This window comes from Pseudomonas sp. P7758 (assembly GCF_013386485.1).
Lineage (GTDB): Bacteria > Pseudomonadota > Gammaproteobacteria > Pseudomonadales > Pseudomonadaceae > Aquipseudomonas.
Genome location: NZ_JACARS010000081.1, coordinates 1 through 10,482 on the forward strand (window position 1 = coordinate 1; position 10,482 = coordinate 10,482).

At 62.8% G+C, this 10,482-nt stretch carries 9 protein-coding genes; 2 read left to right on the forward strand and 7 right to left on the reverse strand.

Annotated elements, in window-relative coordinates:
• Nucleotides 1-293: 293 nt before the first annotated feature.
• The 7 genes from HX873_RS17925 to HX873_RS17955 form a co-directional block, all read right to left on the reverse strand.
• On the reverse strand, nt 294-674 hold the full coding sequence (locus tag HX873_RS17925) for a hypothetical protein (RefSeq protein ID WP_003207261.1): 381 nt from the start codon (nt 672-674) through the stop codon (nt 294-296).
• 14 nt (nt 675-688) lie between these two features.
• A complete protein-coding gene (locus HX873_RS17930; protein WP_008433173.1) occupies nt 689-1,969 on the reverse strand; it encodes a type II and III secretion system protein family protein in 1,281 nt (426 codons plus the stop codon).
• On the reverse strand, nt 1,966-4,104 hold the full coding sequence (gene sctV / locus HX873_RS17935) for a type III secretion system export apparatus subunit SctV (protein WP_008433174.1): 2,139 nt from the start codon (nt 4,102-4,104) through the stop codon (nt 1,966-1,968). Before sctV ends, HX873_RS17930 begins: the two co-directional genes overlap by 4 nt.
• Nucleotides 4,101-4,436 carry a lipopolysaccharide assembly protein LapB gene (locus tag HX873_RS17940; protein ID WP_087694813.1) on the reverse strand — a complete coding sequence of 112 codons (336 nt, stop codon included), beginning with the start codon at nt 4,434-4,436 and terminating at the stop codon, nt 4,101-4,103. The genes sctV and HX873_RS17940 overlap by 4 nt, the downstream gene beginning before the upstream one ends.
• Nucleotides 4,436-4,792, reverse strand: a complete 357-nt coding sequence (locus tag HX873_RS17945; protein WP_177009712.1) for a hypothetical protein — start codon at nt 4,790-4,792, stop codon at nt 4,436-4,438. The genes HX873_RS17940 and HX873_RS17945 overlap by 1 nt, the downstream gene beginning before the upstream one ends.
• Before the next feature lie 28 nt (nt 4,793-4,820).
• On the reverse strand, nt 4,821-5,714 hold the full coding sequence (locus HX873_RS17950; RefSeq protein ID WP_102606208.1) for an FHA domain-containing protein: 894 nt from the start codon (nt 5,712-5,714) through the stop codon (nt 4,821-4,823).
• A gap of 115 nt (nt 5,715-5,829) precedes the next feature.
• Entirely contained in the window at nt 5,830-5,991 is a 162-nt protein-coding gene (locus HX873_RS17955; RefSeq protein ID WP_003207273.1) for a hypothetical protein, read from the reverse strand.
• 563 nt (nt 5,992-6,554) lie between these two features.
• On the opposite strand from HX873_RS17955, the gene HX873_RS17960 reads away from it, so the two are divergent.
• Both HX873_RS17960 and HX873_RS17965 read left to right on the forward strand, forming a co-directional pair.
• On the forward strand, nt 6,555-9,773 hold the full coding sequence (locus HX873_RS17960) for a type III effector HrpK domain-containing protein (protein WP_177122997.1): 3,219 nt from the start codon (nt 6,555-6,557) through the stop codon (nt 9,771-9,773).
• A gap of 72 nt (nt 9,774-9,845) precedes the next feature.
• Nucleotides 9,846-10,298, forward strand: a complete 453-nt coding sequence (locus tag HX873_RS17965; RefSeq protein WP_177009710.1) for a winged helix-turn-helix domain-containing protein — start codon at nt 9,846-9,848, stop codon at nt 10,296-10,298.
• The last annotated feature ends 184 nt before the right edge of the window (nt 10,299-10,482 follow it).

The following is a 10,482-nucleotide window of genomic DNA, read 5'->3' on the forward strand; positions in this document are numbered from 1 at the left end:
GTGAGGGCACACCGAGCCTGAGCGAGGTGCCGAGTGGTGGGGCAAAGACCTTTTGGTTACTTTTGGGGCGTTTGCCAAAAGTGACCCGCTGTAAGAGCGGAACCCTAAGTGGCCGTTACCGCAGAAATGGATATGTACGCGGTAAGCTTCAAGATCCGGGTCGCCTATCAGTCCGCTTTCGCGAGCAAGCCCGCTCCCACATTTGGATGGTGGTGTGGCAGATGGATCTGCTGGGCCTGGAATACCGCTATCGCAGGCAAGCCAGCTCCCACAGAGGACATGTGAACGCAGGTTCATTGCTCCGCTCCCGGAGCGCCCGCCTTGGCCTCTTGCTGAGCCTGACGCCGCTGCAACTGCTCCCGATCAAACCCCTCGATATACACCTGCGCCGCCCGCCCAACCGGCGCCGCCATCGCAGGCCCCGTCGCCCGCCCCTGATTCAAATCCTGGCGCTGCTCCACCATCTGCATCAAATTCAAATTGTTGGCGCAGCCCAGCGGCAAGGTCGCCTTGAAATCCTCGTCCAGTCCAATCTCGTCCTTGGCCGGCGGCTGCTGGCACTGGCTTGGCACCCCGTCCGCCTGATACTGCGGCGAGTAATACACCGGCGCCAGATGCGTCTTGCAGCCCACCACCAACAGGGGCAAACACATCAACAAACGCGAAACTTTCATGCCATGCCCCCTCATCAATTCATGTAGAAACCAAACGCCCCACCACTGCGCGGCCCCGCCGCTGCGGCGGTCGCAGGCTGTGCATCCAGCGGCGTGGCCAGGGTGCGACTGCGCACCGGCTCCACCAGGTACGGCGTAATCAAAATCACCAATTCGGTTTCATTGCGCTGAAAACGCTTGGAGCGAAACAGGTTGCCCAGGATCGGCAAGTCCCCCAGCAACGGCAGCTTCTCGATGTCCTGGCTGCTCTCACGCTGGAACAAACCGGCAATCGCAAACGTCTGCCCGCTGCCCACTTCCACCCGCGTATCGGCGCGGCGCACGCTGAACGACGGCACATGGAAATTGCCAAAATCCACCGTGCCGCCACTCACCACACTGCTGACCTCAGGGCGCACTTGCAGGGCGATACGGCCGTTGGGCAGCAGCGTCGGGTTGAACAGCAGCGACACGCCGAACGACTTGTATTCGATCCCCACCAGGTCCCGATTCACCGGCACCGGGATCGCCACTTCGCCGCCCGCCAGGAAGCTCGCGGTTTGCCCGGTCATGGCGGTGATGTTCGGCTCGGCCAGGATTTGCAGGATCCCGTTGGCCTGCAACGCATCGAGCATGCCGTCGATATTGGTATTGCCCGAGCCGCTGCCCGCCGCCGCCAGGCCACCGGCGGTGGCGGCTGCCAGCGGTCCGCCGGTGATCAGGCCAAAGGAGAACGTGCCGTTGCTGAACATGGCGTTCCAGTTAACCCCGTAATGCAGCAGTTCCGAGCGGGACACTTCAGCGAAGCGCACACGCAAGTTGACCTGGGCTGCACCGGCGTACTCAGTGGTGTTGACCGCGCTCTGGAAGCCCTGGCCCTGTGGGTTGAGCAAGGCATTCAAATCCGTCGCTTCTCCAACCGAACGCACCGTGCCCTTGGCGATCAATCGGTTACCGGCACCGCTGATCTGCGCGCCATTGCCGGGATGCAATTCCTGCATCGGCGCGGTCACTGCCTGGGTCGCGCTACTGACCGCCAGGCTCAGGCTGGCAAGCTGTTTGCCGTCGCTGCCAAGGGCAATCAGGCTGGTATTGCCCGGCGCCTTGCCGAAGATATAGATCACCCCGGGCGACACCACTTGCAGGTCGGCAATCCCCGGCTCGGCCACCAGTACCGACTCCACCGGGGCCACAAAATGCAGGATCCGGCCTTCACCGGAGGCCAGGTTGATAGACCCCTGGGCACCGTTGGCGATGTCCTGGGCACTGCAGAAAAACGAGGTCAACGTCAGCAACAGCAGACAAAAACGGATCATGAGGCAGACGCCAGGGAAGTGACGGAAGCCGCGGCAGGTGCACGGCGGTTGGAGATATCGGTAAGGCTGATGGTCACCAGCGCTTGCAGGTTGTATTCGGTGGCCAGTTCGCGAAACGACAACACCGCCAGCTCCAGTTCACCGCGCAGTACCAGGCGCCGCAGGCTGCGGCGCAGTTCCGGGTGCACCAGCAATACCGCACTGTTGGCTTCAGTGGTTTTGTCGCAGGCCTGGCGCAGTTGGGCGAGCAACGCGCGGTTGACTTCCTCGGGGATCACTTCACGGCTGGGCTCCTGGCGACGCAGGGACGCACGCAACTGGTCTTCCAATCCCGGCGCCAGCACCAGGGCGCCAATCACCCGATTGCGGTCGGCGTACTGATGGCTGATCTGCCGCGCCAACCCTGCACGCAGGTGTTCGGCCAGGCGGCCGGCATCGGTTTCCCGGGCGCCCCACTCCACCATGGCTTCGAGCAAGGCCCGCTGATTGCGGATCGACACGCCCTCGCCCACCAGCAGACGCAGGGTCTCGGCCACCCGCTGCAACGGCACCAGGCGCAGGGCTTCCTTGACCAGTTCGCCGTAGGTGGCTTCGGTGCGTTCGAGCAGCAGGCGGGTTTCCTGGATGCCGAGGAAGTCTGCGGCATAGCGGCGCAGGCTGCGTTCCAGCACGCCACGCAGGACTTCGTCCGGCAGCAGGAAACCGATGCCGGCGTTGCGCAACGCGTCTTCGTGCTGACGCTCGATCCAGTGCGCGGCACGACCGTTGAGGGGCGAATCGGCTTGCAGGGTGGCGATGTCCAGCAACTGCACATGCACCGGATCGTCCTGCAACAGCAGGCAGTTGATCGGCATCTCGCCTTCGCTGACGGGTACGCCTTCCAGTGACACGCGGTAGCTGCCCGGCGTGGCCTTGGCGTCCATGTGAATGCCCGGCACCGGCATATCGACGCCGAGGTCGCTGCGAATGTCGTGACACAGCGCTTCGATGCGTTGGCTCAGTAGTTGGCGCGGGGCGCTGAGGGCCAACGCACTGCCGAGGGTCAGCAATACCCGAGTGTCGGGGGCCACGCCATAATCCTGCTCGGCCTGCACTTCAACCACCGGTTCCAGGGTCTCGACCAGCGCTTCAGGCTCTACCTGGTTTTCACGGGTATGACGGCGGTACATCACGAAGGCCGCACCACCGAACACCAGCGACAACCCGAGGAACACCCAGGTCGGAAAGCCCGGTATCACGCTGACGCCGACCATGATCAGTGCGGTCAAACCGAGGGCGCGGTAGCTGGCACCCAACTGCTTGAGAATCTCGCTGCCGAGGTCACCCGCTTCGCCGTCGCTGTTGACCCGCGTCACCACAGTGCCCGCCGCTACCGAGATAAGCAGCGCCGGGATCTGTGCGATCAAACCGTCGCCCACGGTCAGCAGCGAATAGGTGTGCACCGCCGCGCCGAAGGCCATGTCGCGCTCGATCATGCCGATCAGCATGCCGCCCAGCAGGTTGACCGCGAGGATCACCAACCCGGCAATCGCATCGCCCTTGACGAACTTCATCGCCCCGTCCATCGCGCCGAACATCTGGCTCTCGCGCTCCAGGCGTGAGCGCCGGCGGCGGGCTTCGGCCTGGTCGATATCGCCGTTGCGCAGGTCGTTGTCGATGCTCATCTGTTTGCCGGGCATCGCATCCAGGGTGAAGCGCGCCGCCACTTCCGCGACCCGCTCGGCGCCCTTGGTGATCACCACGAACTGCGCCACGGTGATGATCAGGAACACCACCATGCCCACCACCACCTGGCCGGCAATCACGAAGTCACCGAAGGCCTTGACGATATGGCCAGCGTCGCCGTGCAGCAGAATCAAGCGGGTGGTGGTGATCGAAAGCGACAGGCGAAACAGGGTGCTGAGCAGGATCAGCGGCGGCAGCGCGGAGAATTCCACCGAGTGGCCGATGTAGAACGCCACGATCAGGATCAGGATGCTCAGGGCGATGTTCAAGCCGATCAGCATGTCCACCAGGTAGGTAGGCAGCGGGATGATCATCATCACGATCGCCATCAGCATGAACGCGACGATGATCACGTCGGTACGCTGGGCGGCCATGCGCGCGATGCCGTTCAGGCGATTGAGCAGGTTCATGGCGCGGCTCTCCGTGCAGCGAGGTAGCGTTTGAAGCACTGGCGCGCTTCGTCCTTGCGTTCGCCGTACCACAGCGCCCGGGCACGCAGCAGCAACAGGCTGGCAGACTCACCCTCCAGCGCGACCAGCCGATCCAGGGCCGCGAGTGCGCGGGTGAAGTCGCCGCTGTCGGTGAACGCCAGCACCAGCGAGCGCAACAGTTGGCCATCGTCGGGCGCGACACTCACGGCAATCAGCAACATCACCAGCGCGCGCTGGGACTGGCCGTTGCGCCGGTACAGCTCGCCAATGCCCTTGAGCAATTGCACCGCGTCGTCGTTGTCCCGGGGCATCAGGCCTGGACCTCCGAGCGTTGTTGTTCGAGGGTGCGGCGCATCTCGATTTCCTCGCTGATCAGGTCATGGGCCAGCGCCTTGATCTGCGGCTCGGCGTCGAGGTTCGGCAACAGGTGCTGCATCACGTGTTCCAGCAGTTCCAGGGAACGTGCGCTGCCGAACAGCAGCGAGTCGACGCCAGCGGCGCTGGTGAGTTCTTCCAGGTCACTGCGCAGGGAGCGGCGGGACTGGACCTTGCGGGTTTTCAGCAACGCTTCGAAAGCCGTGGCCTGGCGCGAGTTGACCGGGCGGATCGCATCGACCGGCGCGCTGCGCACGTCACTGGGAATCAACGGACGGGGTTCGACTTTCATCCCGGGGCCTTAGCTGAAAAAAGCAGCGTCATAGGGTGAAGGTGAAGCGTTCTTCGCCACGGGCGAGGATCACCTGGTTGTTCTCGATGCGCTCCAGTACCCAGTTGTCCGCCAGGGCCGCGCCGGGGTACAGGCGCTTGCCGCTGTCATTGATCACGTAGGGGTTGGCGCCGAACCACACGGCTTGAAAGCGCACCCTTGGCCGGGCCGCATCTGCACGCACGGCGACCCGCGGGTTGAGCACGATCTGCTGGCCGTAACGCTGGTCGAAGGCTTGTTGCAGGGCGACCCATTGAGGCTTTTGCGCGCGCTCAAAGGAGCCGACGGCGTTGAGTTGGCCATCGATGTCGTTGACCTTCACGGCGTCCAGGTGGGCGGCCTGCAATTGCCCTTCGAACCAGGCCTTGGCCTCGGCACGGGAAGGCTTGGCTGCGGTTGTTTCGGCAACCGGCATTACGGTTTGCGCTTGCGGTGGATCATTGCGAAATGCCAGGGCGCCAGCGCACACAAAGAGCAACGCGGTGGCGATGATCCAAGGCGTTAACGTGCGTGTCGTCGCAGGGATTTTTTCAGGGCTGCCCGGCAGCGCCAGGCTCACACCCGCCGTGCCGATACGCAGTTGCAGCGGCAGCCGCGCGCGATGGCCGCTGCCTTGGGGAATACGGATATCGCCGGCAGTGCCGGTGATCAGTACATCGCCGCCGAGGGCCTCGACCGCCACCTGGGCCCCTTCAAAACGCAGGCGCAGGTGCAACTCGGCAATCCCGGGATCGCTGAGCTGGAGGTCGGCCGCCAGGGCGGCGCCAAGGGTGTAGACCGGCTGGTCGAGCATCAGGGAACTGCCCTGGTGCAAACCGTGGGTCACGAGCAGGGTCGGCGCGCCGTTCGCGGCGGGCAGGCCCAGGGAAATCAAGGCTGTCATGGTTGGGTTTGCCCCCTTGAGAATCACAGGCCGCAACGACGCCTGTGCCGATCAACAACGGTGCAACGGGGTAAGGCAGGTATACGGGCAGCGCCGGCGCTGCCCGCATGGCGAATCAGTTCTGCGGACGCTGTTTGGTGGCGTCGAGCTCTGCTTTTTTCGCGGTGCTGATCTCGGTGATCTTGGCCGACTTCTCGATGGCCATGTTGAAAGTTGCTTCCATCTTCGCGATAGCGTCGTCGGCGCCGCCTGCACTTACTGGTGGAGTAGTAGCCATGTTCAATCTCCTTGCATCGATAGGGAAGTTAAGCCGCATGCAAACCGAAACAAACTCCCAGCGTCAGACAGTGAGTTGGCCATGCAGCCGTCGGTTTGCATGGGAACCATACTACTCACGAACAAAACGCCTTCGCTGTGAAAGCTTGTGAAACGTTCATGGCAGGTGCTGTGAAAAATCCGGCTCAACGTGCCGTTGAGAAAATCTCATCGCCGCGCGGGCGTGGAACTTTTGTTAAAAAACCAATACACGACGAGACCCAATGTTTACGGGGGCACAACCTGGAAAACGAACCAACTCGAACAATTTACGAGCCCGTTACCCCTGGGTAAAAACGTTGATCACTCAACAATTCCAGAAAATAAATCCGACAACTTCACACTTTTAACTAATAGCCATTTGCCCAACTTTGCAGATATTTCCATTTGTAACAAAACCGACTTGATCATCGCGTTTGATAGCTCGGCGCGGGTTAACCCAATAACACTTCGCAACTTTCGCCCGCCCCAGTTAGTGCACTTGCACTAAATATCGACTGATATAAAACAACTTCCAGGTGATCTATGACTGCGATCCCGAATGGCCTTGACCCTGCCGACAACAAAGGCCCGGATGGCTCCCGGAGCACGTTCGAAAAAGCCCTGTTCACCGCCGTCGACAAGCCGGTATTCGACCCCTCGAAAATCCGCGGGCCGTCCATTCCGCTGCCGTACCAGAACGTGCAGGCACCGGTGAACAACAGCATCACCTACACCCCGCTGGGCAGCGACAAACCGGTGACCCTCAAGCAGATCGACAACCCCAGGCTGTTTGAGCAATTGGTCAACCAGTACAACGCACAGCAAAGCGACGCGACCCTTGAGAAGAATCTGGCCGACAGCAAAGGCGCCGGCTACAAGGAGGCAGACGCCAGCACCGTGGCGCCTGGCCTGGGCAACTACAAGGCGATCGGCAGTACCACCGAATTGGGCCCGGGACTGATCCGCTACGAGACCAGTGCCGGCGACAAAATCGTGGTCAGCCAGAAGGAAACACCCGCGCTGTTCGCCCAGGTCAGCGGCGACTCGGCCAAGCTCTTTGCGATCAATGCCAGCCAGGCCGAGGGCTACCGCCTGGCCGGCCCCATGGAAACCATGGACCCGGCAGCGAATATCGGCCCGCCCGAAGAAGTCGGCCCGGGCCTGATTCGCTATACCACGGCGTCGGGCGACAAGGTGATCGTGTCCCAGGACATCACCCCCGCGCTGTACGACCAGGTGGCCAAACTGTATGCCGGCAGCACCGGCGCGGCGGGCGCCTCGGACACGTCCTGGATCGACACCTCATCGTTTGGCGTGTCGGGTGCCAAGGACTGGGACACCATCACCGGCAACACCAGCGGCACGCCGACCAAGGAAGAACTCGACCTGAACCGGCCCAAGGCGGCCGCGCAATTGCTCTCGCAAAACTGGGACGCCTGGGGCCTGCATGGCGCGCCGATCGACTTCGCCAACCCACCCACGACACTCCCCCCCGAGGCTCAGGCCGTACTCAAGTACGTGGCCAGCAGCCCGAGCCTGATGGCCGCGCTGGATACCGGCGGGCGTGGCAAGGCCGACAATGTGATCACCCATTCCGATGTCGACCATTTCATCGACAACGCCGGCAAGGACCTCGGCGCCGCGTCGAAATCCTATGGCAGTTTCCTCGGCAGCAAACCCGGTGACCTGGCCAAGGCGAATGCCAAGTCGGCGGCAATCCTGATGGCCAACGAGAGCCTGGCCGCTGGCGCAGGTCCGGCGATGCGCCCCGGTGACGCCAACCAGCGCAGCAACGACGGCATGCTGCGCAGCGACAACCTGCAAGCCTTGGGCAGCGATTCGGCCCTGAGCACCGAGCTGACCGGCGCGGCGGCCATGTGGTCCAGACCCGGGATGTTCCACGCCCTGGAAACCGGCGGCGACAACCCCGCCACCGGCAAGTCGGACGGCATCGGCACCCGCGACAACATCGGCGCCTGGCTCGAAAAACAGGCGCCGAAAACCGACAGCGACACCCTGACCTTCCTCGACGGTGCCGCCACCCGCGATGCGGTCGCAGGCGTCGACACCTCGGGCCTGACCGCCGACATCCTGGCCAACCCGCAGAACTACAGCGGCGAACAGAAAGCCGCGGTGCTGGTGCAGTTGACCGATGCACAAACCCGCCTGCTGGTCAGCGACTACGTGCCCCACGCCGGGTTGATGGACAAGTACACCTCGCCCCACTACGGCCTCAACCCCAACGAAGACAAGATCAAGGCACAGCTGCAAAGCGGCATCGAAACCCTCTCGGCCGACCCGGACGTGCAAGGCTTCCTGCAAAACAATCGCGGCCCGGCACTGGCCGACATCGTCGACAGCAACCCGGCGATGAAAGTCGCGATGCAGAACTACTACACCGACGACATCGAGACCGGCAAAAACCTTAACGACAACCTCAACGCCAAGGACCAGAACGGCAAGCAGATCGACATGGGCATGGGCCTGCAAAACGCGGCCAACGATACGACCATCGCCAACCTGGCGCTGGGGGGCAACGGCCATGTGGACCTGACCGGCATCGCCGACAAGGCCGGGCAAAGCGACAACATCCAGCAGTACTACAAAAACCAACTGGTGACCGGCAAGGCCTTTACCGACGCGGTGGCCGGCGGTATGGACCCGACCGTGGCGGCCAGCAGCTTCGCCGCCAGCACGGCCTCGGCCCAGGCCTTCCTCGGTGACAAGGCCTCGGCGGATGACGCCGCCACCTTGCAGGTGAATTTCAACGAAGCCCTTGGCGACGCCCTGCTCGGCGGCGCCACCACCGACACCCTGAACATCACCTTGGGGGACGGCAAGGGCAACTTTGACGAAGCCAAGGTCACTGCCGCGATCAACGACGCCCAGCAAAAAGATCCAGAGATGTTCGTCACCTCGGATGGCGGCAAGATCGACCCGGCGCAAGTGGTGTCGATGCTGCGTTCGGTATGGGACATCGGACGCCAGGGCAACAAGATCGCCGACGCACTGCCCAAGGCCATCGAAGGCATGAAGTTCGGCGACGTCAGCCCTGCATTCAAGCAAGGCCTGTTGCACATCGGCAGCGCAGTACTGATGAGCGGCGTGCTGATGGCCCGTTCGGCCAGCGGCAGCAACACGCCGGTGGCGGACGCGAACCGGGTATCCGCCGGGCTGCAATTTGCCGGGTTGTTGATGGAGGGCGGCACCAAATACGCCAAGGAAGCGGGTTACGGTATCACCTGGGTCAACCGCCCGGATGGCGGCACCATTGGTGATTTCCCCGGCAAGGTACCGGTGGGCAAGGGCCCGCTGAGCCCGCAGCAAATCGCCAACCTCGGCGCGGCCGGCAAGATCATTGGCTCGGCGGGCGGGATTATCGGCGGTGTGATCGGGGTGATTGGCGGTGTCGACTCGTTGAAAAAAGGCGACTACCTGAGCGGCAGTTTCTCGGTGGCCACCGGCGTGCTGGGTACGGGTGCGGCGGTGGCCGGGTTGGTGGAAGCCGGGGCCGGGTTGTACGGGGCCACGGAAATCGGCGCGGTGGCCGGGACCATCAGCGGGATCCTCGGCGGGGCAACGGCGATCCTTGGCGGGATCGGCAGCGCGTTCCTGCCCTTCGCCCTGGCTGATGCCCATGGCAAGGCGCAGGACGCGTTCTATGGCCAGCTTGCGCCGGTGCTCAAGCAATACGGTTTGACTGGCGGGCCTACGGAGCCGGGTGATTATCCTGAAGACCCGATCCCGGCGATCAACACCTGACCTTCCCTTGCAGCCTTGCGCGAAGGGAGCCGCGCGGGGTTGTGTTTTTGAACATGCACAAAGGTTAATCACATGACGTATTCACACCGCGGCCACCTTGAAGACAGCGCTATTGAAATCCACTTTGGCCCTTATCAACTGCTGCCCCGACGTCATCTGCTGCTGAAAAACGGTGAGCCGGTGAGCCTGGGCAGTCGGGCCCTGACGTTGCTGATTGCCCTCGCTTCGCGGCCTGGTGAGCTGTTGGAGAAGACCCAATTGCTGGACATCGCCTGGCCACGGTTGGTGGTGGAAGAGTGCAACCTGCGGGCGCAGATCAAGGCGATCCGTCGGGCGTTGGGGGATGATGATTCGGTGTATATCGCGACGGCGACGGGCCAGGGGTATCGGTTTGTTGCGCCGACCTGGGTGGAGCGTGGGGAGCAGAAAAAGCCGGTGGTGTTGGGGGTTTATAGTTGTCGGCGTTGTTTGGGGGATGAGGTGAGGCCGATGCACGGCGTGCGGCAGGAGAGGCTTAACAGTTGAGGGGGGGGATTTGGATCGGGGGCATATCCATTATTTGGGTGATGGCTTATATCGGTTCCGCTCTTACAGCGGCTCACTTTTGAACAGCGCAAAAGTAAGCAAAACGCTCTTGCCCCACCACTCGGCACCTCGCTTAGGCTCGGTGTGCCCTCACTCCGGCTTTGGACCGTGGGCCGCCGTCATG

Coding starts and splice junctions, on each gene's coding strand:
- HX873_RS17955 (WP_003207273.1), bottom strand. CDS start 5,991: ATGGCTACTACTCCACCAGTAAGTGCAGGCGGCGCCGACGACGCTATC.
- HX873_RS17940 (WP_087694813.1), bottom strand. CDS start 4,436: ATGCCCCGGGACAACGACGACGCGGTGCAATTGCTCAAGGGCATTGGC.
- HX873_RS17965 (WP_177009710.1), top strand. CDS start 9,846: ATGACGTATTCACACCGCGGCCACCTTGAAGACAGCGCTATTGAAATC.
- sctV (WP_008433174.1), bottom strand. CDS start 4,104: ATGAACCTGCTCAATCGCCTGAACGGCATCGCGCGCATGGCCGCCCAG.
- HX873_RS17945 (WP_177009712.1), bottom strand. CDS start 4,792: ATGAAAGTCGAACCCCGTCCGTTGATTCCCAGTGACGTGCGCAGCGCG.
- HX873_RS17930 (WP_008433173.1), bottom strand. CDS start 1,969: ATGATCCGTTTTTGTCTGCTGTTGCTGACGTTGACCTCGTTTTTCTGC.
- HX873_RS17950 (WP_102606208.1), bottom strand. CDS start 5,714: ATGACAGCCTTGATTTCCCTGGGCCTGCCCGCCGCGAACGGCGCGCCG.
- HX873_RS17960 (WP_177122997.1), top strand. CDS start 6,555: ATGACTGCGATCCCGAATGGCCTTGACCCTGCCGACAACAAAGGCCCG.
- HX873_RS17925 (WP_003207261.1), bottom strand. CDS start 674: ATGAAAGTTTCGCGTTTGTTGATGTGTTTGCCCCTGTTGGTGGTGGGC.